At 38.8% G+C, this 17,590-nt stretch carries 29 protein-coding genes; 8 read left to right on the top strand and 21 right to left on the bottom strand.

Translation table 11 applies throughout. The features are described from left to right. Positions 1–9 precede the first annotated feature (9 nt). A complete protein-coding gene (locus ACJJVZ_RS06100; RefSeq protein ID WP_405598984.1) occupies positions 10–321 on the bottom strand; it encodes a hypothetical protein in 312 nt (103 codons plus the stop codon). A gap of 225 nt (positions 322–546) precedes the next feature. On the opposite strand from ACJJVZ_RS06100, the gene ACJJVZ_RS06095 reads away from it, so the two are divergent. Next, positions 547–792 (top strand): ogr/Delta-like zinc finger family protein, encoded by a 246-nt coding sequence (locus ACJJVZ_RS06095; RefSeq protein ID WP_009838248.1) that lies wholly within the window; start codon positions 547–549, stop codon positions 790–792. A 66-nt stretch (positions 793–858) separates the two neighbouring features. On the opposite strand, the gene ACJJVZ_RS06090 is transcribed toward ACJJVZ_RS06095, so the two are convergent. The 10 genes from ACJJVZ_RS06090 to ACJJVZ_RS06045 all read right to left on the bottom strand — a co-directional run bounded on the left by ACJJVZ_RS06090 (position 859) and on the right by ACJJVZ_RS06045 (position 7,212). After that, positions 859–1,221, bottom strand: a complete 363-nt coding sequence (locus ACJJVZ_RS06090; RefSeq protein ID WP_405598981.1) for a hypothetical protein — start codon at positions 1,219–1,221, stop codon at positions 859–861. Positions 1,222–1,429: 208 nt separating this feature from the next. Continuing rightward, positions 1,430–1,582, bottom strand: a complete 153-nt coding sequence (locus ACJJVZ_RS06085) for a hypothetical protein (RefSeq protein ID WP_405598979.1) — start codon at positions 1,580–1,582, stop codon at positions 1,430–1,432. Continuing rightward, a complete protein-coding gene (locus tag ACJJVZ_RS06080; protein ID WP_405598977.1) occupies positions 1,579–1,842 on the bottom strand; it encodes a hypothetical protein in 264 nt (87 codons plus the stop codon). Before ACJJVZ_RS06080 ends, ACJJVZ_RS06085 begins: the two co-directional genes overlap by 4 nt. Before the next feature lie 34 nt (positions 1,843–1,876). Continuing rightward, a complete protein-coding gene (locus ACJJVZ_RS06075) occupies positions 1,877–2,176 on the bottom strand; it encodes a hypothetical protein (RefSeq protein ID WP_405598975.1) in 300 nt (99 codons plus the stop codon). Positions 2,177–2,221: 45 nt separating this feature from the next. Then, positions 2,222–5,359: a replication endonuclease gene (locus ACJJVZ_RS06070; RefSeq protein WP_405598973.1), complete on the bottom strand. Its 3,138-nt coding sequence runs from the start codon at positions 5,357–5,359 to the stop codon at positions 2,222–2,224. Continuing rightward, on the bottom strand, positions 5,359–5,649 hold the full coding sequence (locus ACJJVZ_RS06065) for a hypothetical protein (RefSeq protein ID WP_405598971.1): 291 nt from the start codon (positions 5,647–5,649) through the stop codon (positions 5,359–5,361). The genes ACJJVZ_RS06070 and ACJJVZ_RS06065 overlap by 1 nt, the downstream gene beginning before the upstream one ends. Before the next feature lie 33 nt (positions 5,650–5,682). Beyond that, positions 5,683–6,267 (bottom strand): SAM-dependent methyltransferase, encoded by a 585-nt coding sequence (locus tag ACJJVZ_RS06060; RefSeq protein WP_405598969.1) that lies wholly within the window; start codon positions 6,265–6,267, stop codon positions 5,683–5,685. 9 nt (positions 6,268–6,276) lie between these two features. Further along, positions 6,277–6,672 (bottom strand): hypothetical protein, encoded by a 396-nt coding sequence (locus tag ACJJVZ_RS06055; protein ID WP_405598967.1) that lies wholly within the window; start codon positions 6,670–6,672, stop codon positions 6,277–6,279. A 10-nt stretch (positions 6,673–6,682) separates the two neighbouring features. Next, a complete protein-coding gene (locus ACJJVZ_RS06050) occupies positions 6,683–6,937 on the bottom strand; it encodes a pyocin activator PrtN family protein (protein WP_024602864.1) in 255 nt (84 codons plus the stop codon). Continuing rightward, positions 6,934–7,212, bottom strand: coding sequence for a helix-turn-helix transcriptional regulator (locus tag ACJJVZ_RS06045; RefSeq protein ID WP_405598965.1), 279 nt, complete (start codon positions 7,210–7,212; stop codon positions 6,934–6,936). The genes ACJJVZ_RS06050 and ACJJVZ_RS06045 overlap by 4 nt, the downstream gene beginning before the upstream one ends. A 178-nt stretch (positions 7,213–7,390) precedes the next feature. Between ACJJVZ_RS06045 and ACJJVZ_RS06040 the strand changes: the two genes are divergently transcribed. Next, positions 7,391–7,855 (top strand): helix-turn-helix domain-containing protein, encoded by a 465-nt coding sequence (locus ACJJVZ_RS06040; protein WP_405598962.1) that lies wholly within the window; start codon positions 7,391–7,393, stop codon positions 7,853–7,855. Positions 7,856–7,906: 51 nt separating this feature from the next. Here the strand turns inward: ACJJVZ_RS06040 and ACJJVZ_RS06035 are convergent, their stop codons facing one another. From ACJJVZ_RS06035 to ACJJVZ_RS06025, 3 genes are all read right to left on the bottom strand, one after another. Then, positions 7,907–8,173, bottom strand: coding sequence for a hypothetical protein (locus tag ACJJVZ_RS06035; protein ID WP_405598960.1), 267 nt, complete (start codon positions 8,171–8,173; stop codon positions 7,907–7,909). A gap of 112 nt (positions 8,174–8,285) precedes the next feature. Beyond that, complete coding sequence (locus tag ACJJVZ_RS06030; protein ID WP_405598958.1) at positions 8,286–8,630, bottom strand: hypothetical protein; 345 nt, start codon at positions 8,628–8,630, stop codon at positions 8,286–8,288. Next, complete coding sequence (locus ACJJVZ_RS06025; RefSeq protein ID WP_405598955.1) at positions 8,631–9,182, bottom strand: hypothetical protein; 552 nt, start codon at positions 9,180–9,182, stop codon at positions 8,631–8,633. It abuts the gene before it with no gap. 418 nt (positions 9,183–9,600) lie between these two features. On the opposite strand from ACJJVZ_RS06025, the gene ACJJVZ_RS06020 reads away from it, so the two are divergent. After that, positions 9,601–9,999 carry a helix-turn-helix domain-containing protein gene (locus ACJJVZ_RS06020; protein WP_405598953.1) on the top strand — a complete coding sequence of 133 codons (399 nt, stop codon included), beginning with the start codon at positions 9,601–9,603 and terminating at the stop codon, positions 9,997–9,999. A 4-nt stretch (positions 10,000–10,003) separates the two neighbouring features. Here ACJJVZ_RS06020 and ACJJVZ_RS06015 read toward each other — a convergent pair whose 3' ends face one another. From ACJJVZ_RS06015 to ACJJVZ_RS06005, 3 genes are read right to left on the bottom strand one after another with little or no spacing between them, the layout of a single operon-like run. After that, complete coding sequence (locus ACJJVZ_RS06015; RefSeq protein WP_405598951.1) at positions 10,004–10,384, bottom strand: hypothetical protein; 381 nt, start codon at positions 10,382–10,384, stop codon at positions 10,004–10,006. Beyond that, entirely contained in the window at positions 10,377–11,045 is a 669-nt protein-coding gene (locus ACJJVZ_RS06010) for a hypothetical protein (RefSeq protein WP_405598948.1), read from the bottom strand. The genes ACJJVZ_RS06015 and ACJJVZ_RS06010 overlap by 8 nt, the downstream gene beginning before the upstream one ends. A 2-nt stretch (positions 11,046–11,047) precedes the next feature. Then, complete coding sequence (locus ACJJVZ_RS06005; RefSeq protein ID WP_405598945.1) at positions 11,048–11,218, bottom strand: hypothetical protein; 171 nt, start codon at positions 11,216–11,218, stop codon at positions 11,048–11,050. 67 nt (positions 11,219–11,285) lie between these two features. Between ACJJVZ_RS06005 and ACJJVZ_RS06000 the strand changes: the two genes are divergently transcribed. Further along, complete coding sequence (locus tag ACJJVZ_RS06000) at positions 11,286–11,651, top strand: LexA family protein (RefSeq protein WP_405598943.1); 366 nt, start codon at positions 11,286–11,288, stop codon at positions 11,649–11,651. Between the two features lie 54 nt (positions 11,652–11,705). Here the strand turns inward: ACJJVZ_RS06000 and ACJJVZ_RS05995 are convergent, their stop codons facing one another. Further along, positions 11,706–11,828, bottom strand: coding sequence for a hypothetical protein (locus tag ACJJVZ_RS05995; RefSeq protein WP_405598941.1), 123 nt, complete (start codon positions 11,826–11,828; stop codon positions 11,706–11,708). 450 nt (positions 11,829–12,278) lie between these two features. Between ACJJVZ_RS05995 and ACJJVZ_RS05990 the strand changes: the two genes are divergently transcribed. Further along, complete coding sequence (locus ACJJVZ_RS05990; RefSeq protein ID WP_405598938.1) at positions 12,279–12,494, top strand: S24 family peptidase; 216 nt, start codon at positions 12,279–12,281, stop codon at positions 12,492–12,494. 19 nt (positions 12,495–12,513) lie between these two features. Here the strand turns inward: ACJJVZ_RS05990 and ACJJVZ_RS05985 are convergent, their stop codons facing one another. After that, a complete protein-coding gene (locus ACJJVZ_RS05985; RefSeq protein ID WP_405598936.1) occupies positions 12,514–13,266 on the bottom strand; it encodes a hypothetical protein in 753 nt (250 codons plus the stop codon). Between the two features lie 189 nt (positions 13,267–13,455). Next, on the bottom strand, positions 13,456–14,076 hold the full coding sequence (locus tag ACJJVZ_RS05980) for a MarC family protein (RefSeq protein ID WP_077536035.1): 621 nt from the start codon (positions 14,074–14,076) through the stop codon (positions 13,456–13,458). A 94-nt stretch (positions 14,077–14,170) separates the two neighbouring features. Here ACJJVZ_RS05980 and ACJJVZ_RS05975 point away from each other — a divergent pair, with 94 nt between their 5' ends. The 3 genes from ACJJVZ_RS05975 to ACJJVZ_RS05965 all read left to right on the top strand — a co-directional run bounded on the left by ACJJVZ_RS05975 (position 14,171) and on the right by ACJJVZ_RS05965 (position 15,574). After that, positions 14,171–14,608 (top strand): transcriptional repressor, encoded by a 438-nt coding sequence (locus tag ACJJVZ_RS05975; RefSeq protein WP_077538837.1) that lies wholly within the window; start codon positions 14,171–14,173, stop codon positions 14,606–14,608. A 73-nt stretch (positions 14,609–14,681) separates the two neighbouring features. Next, positions 14,682–15,149, top strand: coding sequence for a chemotaxis protein CheX (locus ACJJVZ_RS05970; protein ID WP_077536036.1), 468 nt, complete (start codon positions 14,682–14,684; stop codon positions 15,147–15,149). Beyond that, a complete protein-coding gene (locus ACJJVZ_RS05965; RefSeq protein WP_405598932.1) occupies positions 15,146–15,574 on the top strand; it encodes a secondary thiamine-phosphate synthase enzyme YjbQ in 429 nt (142 codons plus the stop codon). The genes ACJJVZ_RS05970 and ACJJVZ_RS05965 overlap by 4 nt, the downstream gene beginning before the upstream one ends. Before the next feature lie 191 nt (positions 15,575–15,765). Here the strand turns inward: ACJJVZ_RS05965 and ACJJVZ_RS05960 are convergent, their stop codons facing one another. Then, complete coding sequence (locus ACJJVZ_RS05960) at positions 15,766–17,385, bottom strand: IS1634 family transposase (protein WP_405598929.1); 1,620 nt, start codon at positions 17,383–17,385, stop codon at positions 15,766–15,768. Between the last annotated feature and the right edge of the window lie 205 nt (positions 17,386–17,590).

Here is a 17,590-nt window from a genome sequence, read left to right as displayed (position 1 = left end):
GCTAGTTAATTACAAACCAGCTAAAGCTAAAGTATTTGTTTTCTTTAACTTTCTTTCTATTTCCTCTAGTTTTATTTCAAGCTCACTATTTAACTTTTCCAACTCTTGTTTTGTTACAGTAGCTTCATCTATAGTTTCTCTTAGTTCAACGCTAAAACCAGCTCCTTTAAAGTTTTTAAATTTATCTAAACTTGTGAAGCATAACAAAATAAAACCACATACCATTATCAGTCCCATCTCTGTAGGTTGTGACCTATACCCAAAAACAAATGCTGCAACAAAAGTAGCAATAATAATGGCGATTGAAAAAAATTTGTCCACTTTTTACTCCAAAGTTAATTTTCCGAAAAGTATTAATATCCAAGCTTATCTATTAAAGACTTTTTTTCTGCTTTATGTCAAACACTTATAATTATTAAGTGTCTTCTATGAATACACATTGGATTAACTTTTTTATGTTCGTAAATTATAATTTAGTGACTATTTGTTATGCATAAAATCACTGTATATAATAACAGTGTATTTTATTAACGATTGGTGGTTATTATGGCGCGGGTTACTTGTCCAAATTGCGAAGCTAAAGCAACAATTACGTCACGCGAAAAGCAAAGCGCCCATGTTGTAAATTTATATTGCTCATGTACTAACACTAAAGAGTGCGGGGCTACGTTCCGTATTACCCAATCGTTTGATCACTTCTTAAACCCACCGTGTAAAACCACGGCGCAATTAGCCGCGTCGCTAATTAAAAACCTACCGCGTGAAGAACAGTTAGAATTAATTGGGCTTTAGTCTTGATTGTTAGCCATAAAAAAGCCCGCGTTATGCGGGCTTTTTTGTGGGTGGTGTTTTTATTTTTTACTGGCGCTGCCTGCCATATTGCTGTTGTGGCGCGGGTTGCTGCGTTGCATGTTGTGGGTAATTATTTTGCTCTTGGTATTGCGGAGCTTGGTATTGCTGCGGTGCGTAGCCTTGGCTTTGGTCTTGGTTTTGTTGGTTTTCGCTATCCCAAAAAATATACAGCTTTAACGGGCCTTGGTGGTTTATTGGCATGGTGTCGAGCTCTATCTCTACGCTATCGCTGCCGCCTTGCTGGTTGCTTGGCCATTTAGTGGCGCGGCCTAATGTGGCGTAGCGGTTTTTGGTCGTATTGCCTTGCTGATATTTTTCAGCAATACAGGCTACACGCCCCTTATCAAGTGGTTTGTTTTGTTGATGCATGGTGCATTTCCTTTTTAGTTAATTAAATAAAACTTTTAGTGACATTGACAATTAGCTGAATAAGCGCGACACATAAATTAAATCCAATACATAAATAAAACCCTCTTAATATCCAAATGCTTTCATTTTTTAATTTCATTTTTCTGCTCGCTCTGCTTTGGCTTAACAACTGAGTGATATACCCAGCTGCGGCGCTTTACGGTTTTTTTCATGCATCACCTATAGTTTCAAAATCCTCATATTCTGCCGAACCTTCTTTAACTTCTCTCTCCATACACGCTGTGCAAACAAAGTTACCCATGTCATCAATAAAATCGGCTTCATTTAAACAGTGCGCATAATCACATGGTTCATTTTTCATAATTTCACCTGTTGTTTTGGTTGTGGTCTGTTAGTTACTGCAAATACGTCGGCGCTAGGTTCTTGCTGGTAGCCGGTGCAAATTTCGGTAGCAAATACGCTGTTATCGGTTTTACCGCATTGGCCGTATTGGGTTTTAGGCGCGGGCTTGTCGAATTTAGTAATAAACGGGCTGTGCTGATCCTCTGCATAACCCTTTGGGCAAAATGCCTGGCAACTAATACATGCCTTTGGCATGAGTACTTTTGAAATTTGAATCATGTTGCTTTCCTTTTGCTATTTATAAAAATCATAATTAATCCGGCCTATTAGTTATATTTTGAAGATCTGTTTTGCCATCTAGAATTTTATGAATTTTAAATTTTTCACATATTTGATTTCCAAATAGCTTTTTATCTTTTAATTCGCATAATCCAACCATGGTTTCACACTCTTTTTTAAGCAGTGTATTTAAAGGATGTAGTGGATCTTTCTCCCAACCTAGGTTAATGAAGTTATTACAACTCTGGCATGATTTTGGTTGTGCTAATCTGGCTTTTCTTTTCACAACTTCTTGCTTTGCTGTTTCCAGTAAAATAAATTCTATTTGTTCCATGTTCACCACCTTTAAGTTATTTCTAGGTTGCATTTACCGTTGCTACTACGCCATTAAATCCAGTGACCACCAATCGTTGTCGCTGATTGCTGATGCTTCACCAGCAAGCACTAATCGGGCTAAATCTAAATCGCCGATAATGTCTGCATGGTATTTTTTAAATTGGGTGTTCGACGGTTCGCTGCGCCCGTCTAGCTCTGCATACATAAATGCTAAGTCGTAAAGCTCACGGGCATATGCATAATGCTTTTCGGTTGGGGTTGGCTTAATAGCCGATTTTTGCGCTTGCATGTTTAGTTGCTCAAAGCTGTGCAGCTCGCGCTCTTGCATGTAGTACACGCGGTTGCCGCTGATCACGTTGCCACCTTGGTTTAGCGTTTGAATTTGCGCAGGGCTAAAGTCGCTTAGCTTGTTTTTACATTTAACCGTGGTTTGTTCGTTATTTGGGGCGTGTTTTTGCGCTTCGCTATTGGCGATGTAGTCAATAGCGTGCTGGCGCTGCTCATTTTGCTGCGCTTTTTCGTCTAATGTGACTAAATGGCCGTCTTTTATTAGGTAAATAAGGCCGTTATTTTTAACCCGCTTACCTGCCAACAGATCCTTTTTAACGCTTGCGATCTGTTTTTTGGTAAAACCGATCATATCTAGCAATAACTCGTCTGTATGCCCTACAGCTAAAGGCGTACGATTATTCCCACTAGTCCAAGATAGGTCGGCTGCGCCGACGTTGTTAGCATCCTGCCCACCAATTACGGCGGTGTTTTCTGCGGCTGCGGTGCCTATGGTTTGCTTAGACCAGGTATGAACGCGAGTAACTAACGTGCACAGCCCAAAGGTGTCTTCAACACCTTTTAGGGTTTTAGTAAATTCGGCGTATTGGTTTCCGTATTCGGTATGTTGGTAGGCAGGTTTAAAACGGGCATCGCGGCCAATACCAAAGCCACCCATTAAAGTAACAAAGGTTTTAAAGTCGCCTTTATCGGCCGCTTGGCGTATTTGTTCTAAATCTTCATTACCTTTCACTTCTTCACGCACTCGGCGCAATTCGCGCCAAATAGTAATAGAGGGCGATTTTTGAAATTGAAACTGTCTAATATTCCATGTACTTGCCCACGCTTTAACGGGGTTTACCGCTTGGGTTAGCTTTTCGCCTGTTTCGGCATCAAACTCGTTAGCCAGTGCAAAACCATCAATATTTTTGCTTACGTACTTGGCAACATAAGCCGCTGCACCGCCTGACTTTTTACCGTTTTTATCTACGGTGGCCGGTAGCATTTTTATAGCGGTGTAGCGCGGGCTACTTGGAAAGTAATTTTTAAGCGGTGCGCGGGTGTAAATACCTTTTGATTTATTTAAACCCCAAATACGGCGCGCTTTTGTGTAGCGAGCGCGTAAGGCTTTGCGGTTTTTAAAACGCTGAAAAAATACCTCACGGTCGTCGCGGGTAAAGTAGCGGCGTAGTAAATGATTAACTTGGTCGTAGTAACGTGTTGGCATCCATAAAAGCATGTGCCAGTGGGTGCAGCCGTCGGCATGGGGTTCGGCCACCCGTATACCAAAATACGGTATTTCAAGGCGGTCTAATTTAGCGCGGGCTTGTGAATACAGTTTATTTAAATACTGGCTGGCATCTTTTGGAGTTGAGCCATCCCACGATGGCGAATTTGCATGAAAACGACTCGGCGCTGTAATGTTATAAAATCCACCGGTGTAGCCCATTTCATCGGCCAGTTCTTCGGTTTCGCGTATGCGCAGCATTAGCTCGTTACGCATGTTTTCAGGGTTGGCAACCCCTGCTTCAACCGCTTTCATTAGCGATATAACATCGTTTTTTTCATTTACTAATTCTAGGCTTTCTAGGTAGCGTTGGCCGCGTTCGCGGTTGGTGGTGTATTCAGCTAACGCTTGCTTTGAGCAATAGGCATTTATGCCCTGGCGCTTGGTGCTTTTATTGCCTTTTCGGTCGGTGCTAGTAAATAGGTCTTTACCTACTTCGCCAGTGGCAATTTCTAAATGCTCCAGGTAACGGCTACGAATAGTTTTAAGCTTGCGCGCCCACCACTTATGATCTTGCACTTGTAACAGCGCTACTTCGGCATCGGGTACGGTTAGGTAATCGCCCTTTTCAGCAAACCTTAATTGCACAGTAAATTGCGCTGCAAACTCGTTTATTTTTTCGTGTATGTCGGTTGCATCCCATGTCGGTTGCTCTTTGCGTAAATCAACAATTAACTGCGTTGCCTGCATGGCAAGCACTTTAGCGTGGTTTTTGGTTTTGTCGGCATTGGCCAGTATGTGCCACGGTAATGGCATGGCGCTTGTTATTTGCTCGAGTATTTTTAAGCGTGGCTTTAATGTTTTAACCGTGCGGCGCAACCAATCGTTAGCTTTGTAGTGGGCGCGTATAGCTTTAGTAGTTAATAGCGGTTTTTTATGGCCCGTGTTGTTACCGCTAAAGTCGTAAAGGCCACGGCTAATGTTTTGCAAGCGACTTTTATATTGCTCGTCGGTTTCGTTTTTACCTTTACCCGCACTTTTTAAATTGGTGTCGTATTTATTTATAAAACGCTTAGCCACTCGCATTTGCAGTGGCTTGGGTACTTTGCTTAGGCATTGGTAAATAAAATTAACTTCTTCAACATCGTCAATTGCATTAATAACCGACATGGCCGATTTAGACACCTGATCGCCAACCTGCTGCTGTAAATTCTGGCTGGTTACAGGTTGTTGCTTTTTTACATTGCGCTGCTTTTGTGCAAACTCCATATTGCTGGCTGTTTGGCGTACGAAGCTGGCTTGTATGCTGGGTGCGCGTTTGCTTTGGACAATGTCTTTAACAATATAATTATGAATATTGTTCCAGTGCACTTTTTTAAGCGCCGCTTTAGCCGGTGCGCTAATTTTTAGATTGGTTACATCAATGCGGTGTTCAATACCTTTAAGCTCATCATAAAGCCAAGCGTTTGCCTTTTCGCTTGGGTTTATGGGCTCGTCTTTATACCAGGCATCACTAGGCGGGGTTATTTTAGCCATATACTGCTTAACCATTTTATATTGGCCATACGCAGTAAAACGGCTAAGGCCGTTTATTAAAAATGTTCTGTGCTCAACATCGTCAACGGCTTTAACCATGGTTAAAGCCGCTGTTATAACGTCAAAACTTACAATGGGCCATAAGCTCATTATGCAGGGAACTCTATTTCAATAATTTCAGGTTCTCCGTGCATTTGCGCTGCATCTAATGAGCTTTGCATTTGGTCGTAAACTGGCGCGTATTCAATGTGGTCAACTGCGATTAATTGCACAACTGGCATAAGGTCAGTTAGGCAGTTTTCACACTCAATAAGCATGGCGAACGTTGGGCGCTTGTTTAAATTACGAATAGTGAAATTAGCTTGGTCGATAGCGTGTTCAACAATGCTTTTAAGTAATTGCTGATTTTTAGATAGATCTTGGTCTTTGATAGTAGTCATTTTTAATATTCCTTTGGGTGTTGTTATTGGGCGTTAAATTACAAAAAGTTCAGAGGCTAGTTCGTAACCTTTGCAAAATACAAAGTGGGCGTATTCGGTAGAATCTGTTTTACTTGGTTTTAGCGGGTCAAAGCCTGGGCGTTTACTGTGAACATAAACCGCGGCTAATGGCAGCTTTTGCCACATAGATTTGCGCTTTTGGCTACCTAGCCAATTAAGGCGTTGCAGCATAATGACTAAACCGCCCTCAAAAACCATTTCAAGTGCGTGTTCGGTAAACTCTTGGGCTTTGTTGAAAGGTGGGTTTGTGATGATCATGTCATAAGGTGCAAAAGGTTTAACGGCAAGAAAGTCGATACCCTTATCTTTTGCGCGTGAGTCTTCGCGAATATCCCAGCTATTAACATTAAAGCCGTGTTTTTCTAATACGGTTGGATAACTCATGGGGTATTTATCACACCCGCCCGCACTTGGGTCTAGCACTAATGGGTATTCTTCTGGGTCAAAGCGAAAACGGCAGTTTTCACTAAACGCTGCTATAAAATCTTCAATTAGCCAATGCGGTGTTACGTAGTAATCATCTGCATTGCGCTGGGTTCCGCGATTAGTTGAGCTCATGATCAATCCTTAGTGTGAACTAACGGTTAGGTGTGAATAGTCGGTGCTTGTGTTTTCACGCGGGGCATTTTTCACAAACTTAGCTGGTGCCATGGCGTTGGCATCTGTAAATGCTTTAACCAGTGCTTGCAACTGCAAAATGGCTTTGTGAATTTTTATGCGAACTTCACCGCTGTAATCACGAAAATTGTCTTCTTGCTGCTTTGGCTGAATACCCGCAGTAAAGCAAATAATTGCTCGCTCATTGTGAGTTAGCACACGGTTATAAACATGTTCAGGGGTATGACGGTCGGTGCCCATTAATGCTTTTATTTCAGCTAAGCCTTTTGGTATGTAGCGCCCTTCTACTGCTTTTAATGGTGCAGCTTGTGCGTTTTCGGTTTGTTTAACTAATGCATTTGCCATTGTTATGCTCCTAGTTGTTTACGCTTTGCCACTCTGCGCGGCCTTGCTCGTAGCGGGTTTGTAAATACGCGCCCAAATCACTAACGTTTACCAAGGTTGGCGAACGCTCTGAATCAATTGCTTTAAATGTTGGAAACGGTAATTGCGCGGCTTTGGCTTTTTGCTCAGCGGTTTTAGGCTGTATGCCCAAATGCTCAACGCAAACATCTTTAAGCTTTACAATTGGCGTTTCGTAACGCGCTAATAGCGCAAAGGTCATGTTCATGCTGCTGCACCTTCTGCTTGCGCTTTTAGCTGTTCACCAAATTGGTTATGAAAGTGTTCCGGTGTCATTGAGCGCCAAGTGTTAATGTCGGTCGCTAACCAAAAAACACGCCCTTTGGTTATTCTGTGGCACGGTGGGAATTTAAAGTCATCCATTAGCTTGTAGACCATAGATTTTGATATAGCGCACCTTTCCGCAACATCAGTCAGTTTTAAGAACTTCTCATTTTCACTGATGCAATCACCAGTTATTGTTCTTCGTAATTTGTCATCCATTTTAATTCCTCACCGTTATTGACAAGCGCCATTCACAGTTCCATTAGTTGTGCTTTTTGTGCTAATCTGGTTATTTATATGTATAAAATTATATTTAACAAACATTTTAGTTCACTCTGTTGATATATAGATTCAACAAGATGAACAATATGTACACTTTAGATCAATAGGATGAACCATGTCAATTACAATTGGCGAAAAATTTAAGCTGATCCGTGGCGCTGCCGGATTAAATCAAGTTAAGTTTGCTGAATTAGTCGATGTTGGTATTAGTTCATATAAAAAATATGAATCTGGTCATTCAGAAGTTGGGACACCTGCTTTACTTAAGGTTGCAAACCACCCATCTTTAAAAAAATATGCACTATGGCTAGTAACTGGCGAAACTAATCCAACTGCTGGACAGTTTTCACCTAGTGATGTAATTAACGAACAAGCATTGTTAGGTGACGAAGAATTTGAAGAACAGTTTATTGATACGTCTATTAAATCTTTAATGATGTTTTTCCATCTTGATTGGTTTAGGGTAAACCCAGACAAAAAGATTGATATTAACGACTGCGGTAAATTATTGCTAAAAGACTTAAAACCAATTATTGACGCCCGCGCAAGCAAACCCGCCAATAACCAAAAAACAGCATAATAAAAAGCCCGCATTTAGCGGGCTTTTTAGTGGTTATATTTTTATATAGAATTAAGAACCAACACTCAAAGCTGCAGCAATGGCCAATAAAATAATGCCAAATACGATTGCTGACTTTTGAGTTATGTCTTTATGTGTTTTTCCTTTTGACTCTGCCTTTTCTTTGTTTGTGTTATTTATTTTGTTAAGCACTGGCGGGAAGAAAAACCCAGCTGCAAACATACAAATTACACCTGAGATACGATCGCCTATATCAAAATACATTATTACTGATATAAGTGATAATACCCCGAGTGCCCACGTTCCTAACTTGATCATATTTATTCCTTTTATTTTCCGTAATATGTGTAGGTATATACATTAATTTATCGTTCATATTTTAACAAGACACGACCTTTTTAATAGGTATTAAAAAACCCGCTTAAGCGGGCTATTTTACAAGTTTAAGTGCGGGCCGTTCTTGTACCACGGGTATGCCCGTTGGTTTTCTTAATGCTTGGTTTCTAAACATAGTGGCGCGTTTGTGTACCACGTTCATTGATTCTATTTTATCCCAGTTATCTGGCTGCTCTATTGTGGCGCCTAAATCCATGGCTATTGAGTAGGCTACACCGTAGTCGTCTTGTTGGGCTGTTGATCCCTCTGGCATAAAGTGCTTTATTTTATGTTTAAGCATGGTCTCTATGCCTGTTGTGTTTTGGCCGCGCACTATTGCGACCCCAGTTATACACAACGCCATTGTGAAACAAATAAACATCACTATGAGTAATGGCATTTAGATTCCCTCTTTAGTTAGTAAGCGAGTAAATTTTTTAACAGGGTATATAGCAACAACACCAAGCGATAATATATTAAGCACCACAACGCTAAAGCTATAAGCGGGTGACATTATGCTGCTATCTAACAGGCCGCGCATAATAAATTGTATTAATTGTACAACCGATTGAGCTAGAGCAAGGTATAAGCAAAACCGCGCAGTTGTTGAGAACGTGCAACCTCTAATGCTATGCATGAAAAATAGCGCAACGACGAATGCCATTGAGCAACTAAACATAGTGAAGTAAAAAAACTGCCTGAGTGCTAATTTGCTCATTTCTATTGTAATTATGTATTGCGCCAAGCTTGAGCTTACAAAATGAAATACCATGACTGTTAGTGCGGCAATAAAGCATGAATGCATTGTGTGATCATCAATTGATTTTAAATTACTCTTGCCACCAAAAAATAACGCTAGGCGGTGTTTATTAAGCGTTGCGAGCAAAAATACAATAATGAGCATTTCTAAAGCTCTTATAGTCAAATCTGTGGCAGTTATAAAATCAATCATGTGGTTTCCTTGGTGATGTAATTAACCAGCATTTATGCTGGTTAATAGTGTAAATGCCTTACTTTTCTTTTGGTGGTTCTACACCACCGCCGCCGCCACCGTTGCCGCCATCTATGGATGCAGCTTTAAATTTTATACTTTTGTTTGAGTGTTGTTTCATGTTGTTTCCTTTTTTGGGTTTATAGGGATTTGCTTTGCCTTTACATTGTAGCCATATTTAAAATACGCGACAACAAATGACTGTATATTTATACAGTACTAGTAAAGCTTTTCCTATCATCCTTTTGTTGCTGGATTGAAAATATCATAAATTTACATGTTTGCAATAAAAACTTACTATTTGTAAGTTTTATGATTAATGGCTGTTTTTAAAAATAAAACTCGTTTAGTATTAAGCTAATTGAAATGGGGTGATTAGATGCTAGGCAAAACTTTAACAGCTGAACAGCAGCAGGTAAGCGATATTTTCAAACGCTTACGTGAGGCCTATGGTGTTAATAAAAATGCAGCTCTTGAGCGTCATTTGTCTCTTAGTAACTCTTTTTGCACTAATACGATTAACCGCGGTTCTATTCCATACCAACTCATTCATCAAGCATGTTTAGCTACAAATTTTAGCTTTGATTATTTGCTAAATGGTACAGACGATCTTAATTTTATTGCGATTGAAAATGGTTTGCTTAAAAGTTTAAGTGTGTTGGCTGGCAGTGGCTTTATTAAAGGCGATAGCAATAATATTGATGCGTTGCGCAAAATTGCTAAAATTCAATGTGAGTATGTTGAAAAAGAGTTTGCTATACAAAAAGACAATAACTAACTATTTAATTATTGCCTTGGTTGTATTTTGTGTAGGTTTCGTGGCTATTATATTTTATTTCGTATTGCTTTAGTAATTCACCAAGACTAAGTTCTTTTACCTCTTCCTTTATATGTACCTCTTCATCATCTATTTGATGACTGGCCATGGCTGGATTTTTTTGTGTGATTGCTGCTATTTCGTTTTTTAGCTTTTGTGCTGCGGCAAAAAAACTAAGCGACTTTTCAATATCAGGCTCTTTTTCCGCTAGGATTGTTAACCAGATTGCCTTTACAGACTTTGCCCTTACTTGCTCTGCAAATATATTTTTACGAGCTACTAACCAGGTACTTAAAATAAGTAATAACGTAAATACGGCGATTGCTATGTAAATTAATTCAAACATTGCGACTCCTGTGCAAACTGAGTGTGAATATACACCCAAACTTAGTTGTTAGAATATAGGGAAAAATCATTATTACTGCTAGAGCTATGCTTATATATAAAACCATAAAACTGTATAGATAGTGAAATTGGGCATACTCTTGCTGTAAATTTAATCCCACAAGTTTTGCCCATAGCGCAAAGTGAATGATACTGAGTATTATAAATAGCTTGTTTACTGCTACATAGAGCGGGGTGAATACATAACTGAGACTCACGTGGGCTTTGTACATTAAAAACAGTGTTAAGACGTTGGCGATCACGAAACCTAGATACACATTTTGGGCGCTGGCGGCAGATTCGTGCCGTTGTACGTAATCTAACACGTATTCCATCATCAAGGCTGTTAATAGGTAGTTTGCACAAACAAACGCGATTGTTATGAAATTACTGAACAGCTCATTTTGTTTTAATGCTTTACGTAATGAGTTTATAAGTGCGATTAAAAATGCGGTGGCAATAATTGCTTGGGATGAAAAAACGCTGGTGTATGGTTTTATGACTAGCCATTTTTCATAGAGTTCTTGTACGAAATCCACTTTTAAACCCTTTATTTTTTTAGGTAATGCTAAACCTTTGGGCACAAAAAAACCAGCATTAAGCTGGCTTACTTTGGAGTGCATAATTATTTTGGCTTTTTTGGATTCAGAATGATAATTCCGCCCGAGTTTTTTATTTTTTCTTTTTTCTTAGGGTTTAAAATAATAATGCCGCCTGAGTTTTCTATTTTTTTTACGCTTGGCGTTGGTGCTACATCGAAAGATAGTGCGCTTAGTAGTAAAATCGAAAGTGTCATTTTATCGTTCCTTTAAGTTTTGGAACAATTGGTGTAGCAATTATTAAGCCATATAAAGAGGGTTTTTATGTTTGATTCAAATGTTAGTGTTGGTCAGAAAATTGAAGAGCTTGGAATTACACTTGATAATGTGCTTTTAAACAATGCCACTTTTATTGGAAAGGCAAGCGGAAGAAGTATGGAAGGTGTTGGGATTTTTGACGGTGACTTATTAATTATTGATAGAGCAACTAAAGTTAAACACGGTGATGTGATTGTTGCGGTGTTAAATGGCTTGTTTGTTTGCAAGATAGCAGATTTAAAAAATAACCGGCTGTTATCGGCTAACCCTGATCACCCAGCGGTGAAAATTACTGAGTACGATGAATATAACGTTGAAGGTGTTGTTGGCCAGTCGATTAGATTACACAGAACGAGTAATTTTTTGGGGTGACTGAAACCCGTCCCCCTCAATATATTGAGTCCCCCAATGGGCACCCTCGCATTGTTAAACCCCTTTAAACACTCGCTTATCAGTCCAATCAAGCATCGGGGCAACGGACATTCTACGAAAGCTTGTTTTTACTGGGTCCCCAGTCATTACAACACCTCCAAGGGTTTCATCATTCATAAAATTACTGCTCCGAGTTGCTTTTAACTGCCCTGAATTGCTTTGAATTACCTAGATGGTGCCCCTATAGGCACCCTCGCAGAGTAGGACAGATCAATAACTTACATAAATATGTGAGTTGATAATAAAAATATAAAAATAGGCGAGGGATTATACACAAACAGGCTGCTAAACTGCAGTGAATCTAGCCCTATATTTAATAATATCTAGCAAACAGCAAATACAACTCAAAGCAAACTGTTAAGCAAAGAATATTAACCATAAACTATAAAAAATTTCGATATCGTTTATTTATACGATTTACTGGATTACTTTTCATAATATTGATGTGGGGCCAAGCATAAAAGAATTAGAAAACGATTTAGATAACAGCCTTATAACTAACACTACTTTTATTGGCCGCGCCAGTGGCACCAGCATGGAAGGCGTTGGGGGTTTATAGGAGATTTATTGATAATTGACAGAGCCGCAACGGTTAAGCACGGCGATGTAATTGTAGCGGCTTTAAATGGACTGTTCGTTTGTAAAATAGCTGATTTAAAAAACAACCAGCTACTATCGGCCAACCCTGATCACACAGATCTAAAAATAACTGAGCATGATAACGCTGAAGGTGTTGTTGGTCAGTCGATTAGAATGCATAGAACGAGTAACTTTTTGGGTTAAAGTTTAAAGCAGCTATAGATCAATCATTTTTAAATTTTTTGTTTTCGAGATTTATTTTAATGTTTTTGCTTAGCCAGCTTTTGTAAACATGCTCATAACTATACCCACCATTCACAGCTATATCCAAGGATGATTGAGTCAACCGAAACACTTTCATTAGATGATAAATATCACCATGTAGAAAGTCTTTAGGGGCAAAGCAGTAATTGTAATTATGAAAGTGCTTTAATAACTGATTATCTATTTTTTTGAATTGAAAAATATTAGCACGTGTTATTTTTGCTCTTAACAGTTTCACTACTTGATCTAATTTAATGAGTACCGATGGTTCACAGTCAATACCTATATAGTCATATCTATTATCCGCATCACCATGCGTGTTAATTAGCGAAATAAGCGCACCTATTTTTTGTGAACCCCAATCTAGCTCAAGTTCCTTAAGCTCAATAGGAGGGTTTAAACTTCTGTTTCTTAAACTTTCATCAACTCCAATAGCCTTTTGGAATAAATTACAGATGTCGTGAGATGGATCTTTAACAGACTCCCCAGAAAGTAGCAATATTGCTTTAAGGTACTTTTCTATACATTGGCATGCAGACCAATAGAATAAACGCTGCTGGCCATGAAGTGCTAAAAAGCGAGCCTGTAAATAATCTTCATCCGCAGTGTATAAGAATGTGTCATAGATAATAGACTTAATATTAGAAGTAATTTCAACAACTGCCTTTTCTCCATAGACATGTGAATGTTCTATTGTGATTTTGTTGTTCACTATGTACTCCGTTACAAAAATTATTAAGTTAATTAAAAGGTCCCCCTCATAAAAAGAGTCCCCCAATAGTCACCCTTACACCGCTAAAATCATCTTATTTATTGAATATCAGTCCAATCCAACATTGGTGCCACAGAAAAGCGTCTATCCAAAGTACATTTACTCAAGGTAAACCTAAGAATGTTAAAGCTAAGAAAACACCTGCAATCCAAAGTAATGAGCGATGCCGTTTAAAATATTAGTCACGGCAACAGAGCTTAAAATAAGCCCCATTATTCTACTAACAATACTTGCGCCACTGTCACCTATTAACTTGTGAACATGTGTAGCCATCAGCAGTAATACAAGCACAATGGCCAGCACTGCTAGCATCATAGATGACGTCATTAACTGCTCAACCCACGTATATTCTTCATTTCGGGTCATTAAAACGGCGCCTAACATTGCCCCGGGGCTTGCTATAGAAGGAATTGCGAGAGGAAAAATAGCGGTTTCGGTGCTGTCTCTTACGCTTTTTATTTCGGTTTCAGGTTTACTTTCACCAAATATCATCGAAAGAGCAAAAATAAGTAATACAATACCACCTGCTATTTGAAATGCCGAAAGTGGAATAGCTATGGCATTAAGTAGTTGCTCACCTGCAACAACAAAAAACAAAAGTACAAGGGCTGAAACCCCCACTGCTTTGAATACAACTTTACGTTTAAATTTTTCATCATCGCCACGTGTAACTGCAATAAATACAGGCACTGTACCGATGGGGTCTATTACCGCAAAAAAGAAAATAAAAATAGCTAATAGTTCATGCATTACTAGGTTTCCTAGATAAAAAGCGTTTAATAAAAACGCTGCAACTACAACACAGTATGTTAGTATATCATGGCAAAGTAAGGATGAGAGAATGATGAATATAGAATCACTCGTAAGTAAAGCAAAACAAGTATGTGATAATCGCGGTGCGCGTTTTACACCGATCCGCGAGAAGGTATTTCGTCTGCTCGCCAGTGCGCAAGGCGGTGTAGGTGCATACGACTTACTCGAACAACTAAAAGTAACAGAGTTAGGCGCTAAACCTGCCACTATTTATCGTGCATTAGATTTTTTAGCGGAACTGGGCTTTATACATAAAATTGAAAGTACAAATGCATTTATGCTGTGCCATCACTTTGATCATATTCATCCTGTGCAACTATTAATTTGCGATACATGTGGTTTTGTTAAAGAGCTTCATTCAACCGTTATCTCACATGAGTTAAATAACTTAGCAGCTGAAGGCGGGTTTGTTGTATCAGGACAAACTATAGAAGCGCATGGTAAATGTGAGTCTTGTAGAGCATCATAATCCCCAAAGTTATTCCTAATGGCTATACTCGTATGATATAACCATTTCATAGCACTAATTTAAGAGAACAAATATGAATGTAGAGTTCATCAATCCTTTTTTATCTTCTTTAATCAATGTATTGAGTACAATGGCTCAAACTCAATTAAAGCCTGGTAAGCCGCGTATCAAAACAGATGAAATTGCGTGTGGCGATGTATCAGGTCTGATTGGTATGGTGGGCCCACAAACTCGCGGTTCATTTTCAATTACTTTTGATGAAGAGCTTGCACTTACTATCATGGAACGTATGCTGGGTGAACGCCCTGATTCAATAGATGAAGAAGTCACTGACATGGTTGGCGAAATAACCAATATGGTAACCGGTGGCGCCAAAAATTTATTGGGTGAAAAAGGGTTTGATTTTGATATGGCAACGCCTATTGTAGTATCCGGCCAAGGGCATACAATAACGCATAAAAGCCAAGGTAAAAAAATCATCATGCCATTCACTAGCGATGCTGGTAATGCAAATATTGAAGTTAGTTTCGATAAGCTATGAGTTGGCAACAAAAGGTCATAGTATTAAAACCTCGCTCGCGGGGTTTTCATTTAATTGACGACGAAATATTGTCTCAACTCCCTGAGCTTACCACTTACACAGTAGGCTTGTTGCACCTATTCATCCAACACACATCCGCTAGCCTTACTATAAACGAAAATGCCGATCCTACGGTGCGTATGGATATGGAAAGCCATTTCAATAAATTCGTTCCTGAATGCCAGCCTTATTACCGTCATGATTATAAAGGCGATGACGACATGCCTGCACATATTAAAACCAGCACATTGGGCTGTGAGTTAACTATTCCTATTTCTAATGGATATTTAGCACTAGGTACATGGCAAGGTATTTACTTAGGTGAACATCGCAACTCTGGTGGCACTAGGCGTATTATAGCAACTATTCAGGGGGAGCGGCTTTAACAAAAGCTCTCGGTTTCAAAGTATTAATACCAAACTGCATAAATCTTTGATCATTTTAACGAATTAAATTGCACTATAACGTCTTTAAAAATTTTTTATTTAGAACAACTAGATACAAAAATTTTTGCCTAGTTCTAGCGTAATTTTCTTAACGTTAAATAGACCCCATATATCAGGCATTGATCAGACCCCTAGGCAACTTTTTGGATTTTATATAAATGCAACGCATGTCCACCAATGAGCCTTATTATTTTTTCCCTGAACTCATCAAAACCATCCAAGCTGATTTTGTCGCCTTGCTGGAGTAGATTAATTCCCTCAAAACACTGAAAGACCCAACGTAATGTTGGGTTAGATATTTCTTTATTGATTTGATTCGCTATCGTGGCTTTTTCTTTTTTCATATTCGCTCTCATTCGTCTTTGCGCAATTGAATAAACTAACAATGAAAGTGTCATCACCATCAACAGAGCATCTATTCTACTTGGCTTTTTGATAAATAATGATGAAACAAAAAACAAGGGGTCTTTTAAAAACCTAAACCCTTTTTCTACTTCAGATTGTGCTTTGTAATGCTTAAGTAAACCTACTGGTGAAAGGGCTTCTTTATCAATATTCGTTGCTAATACGAAGCATGACTTTTGTTCTACAATCTGTTTTATTGCGGTTTCGTTTTCTTCAATTTCTGCCGTGATTTGCCATTCAATATTTTTTACTGGCGCATCTTTTTTAGGTCGCCCTTTACCTTCATAGACTTTATGCTTAATAAATTGCGGAGTCGCTATTTGATGATGCTTCATCTTTTTCGCTAATTTATCTAATGCGCGTTGTGCGTCAGTTTGACAAGCGAAACGTTGAGCTTGTAAATGGAAGAGGTCTTTTTTGATGCCTGTGTGTGCTCGCTCAACTTGTCGAACAATGCTTTTTTGTGCTCGGCTATTAGCTGCCTTTGAATAAATAATCATCCATCTTTGCTTTATCCCCATATGATCAACCTCTTCAATAACATATTGATAATTATCATCAATATTAACCCATTGGTTGGCTGTTATAGCTGTGCTTATAGAGGATTTTTCAAGAGAAATTGTTGAAGGTACTAGCGTGAGAAATTGAATTTTGGTTAAAAACTCAGCATTACTTTTATGATAAAGTTTACAGTCTGCCACAAGGTATTTAGGAGCTTGGCTTTTTTTGAACTCATCAACAAGCGCCTTACTTCGCGCTTTAAAAATAGCGGTGTCTGCGCTGTTACCATCCCAGTTTTTACATGCAAGCGGGATCCCACCATCTTGGCTAACAATGATTTCTTGTACGACTTGTTTTAAATCAGGACGGTGAGCCTTGCTATGGCCATGAGTAATTTTAATGACGTTTTCATCACTATCTTCATCATCAAAAGCATATTCACCTGTCAGTGAGTGACTCGTTGTATCAAGTGATTCAAAGGTTTTATCAACTTGTTCTATTTCACATGCTTGTCCGGAGACTAATGAAAATAAGCTTTCACAGCCAAACTCGAAGCATTGATCGAGAGTTCTACCAAGTTTGTGACGATTAAAATGTGATGCTTGAACACCTTCACGAAATAAATGTTCAAGAGGCAAGTTAGTAAAAAATTGAGGGCTGAGTGATAAAGGACGATTGGCAAAACCGAGTCCATTCATGATCATGTCTTTTACGGCTTCACTTGGGGTGATTTCTTGTTTATCGTCTTGAGGTAAGTATTGATCTAAAAGGCTGACAATTTTTAAGTCTTCTATAACACCTGAAACAATACCGTGATGGTCTAACCGTTTGATTTTTAGATTCATATACACCTCAAAGTTGAGATGTTATTTTATCAAATTAAAGAGAATTAAGCGTTTAAATTAAATCGAAATTTTTGAAATTGGTCTGATCAATGTCTGCTAGTTCTAGCGTAATTTTCTTAACGTTAAATAGACCCCATATATAAGCAGATTGGTATAACTATTCTCTAACTCACTCATACCTCATAACTTTAAAGTATAAAACCTT

This window comes from Pseudoalteromonas sp. Ld19, assembly GCF_045064135.1.
GTDB classification, from domain to species: domain Bacteria; phylum Pseudomonadota; class Gammaproteobacteria; order Enterobacterales; family Alteromonadaceae; genus Pseudoalteromonas; species Pseudoalteromonas aliena.
This window is presented reverse-complemented; position numbering and strand designations above follow the sequence as displayed.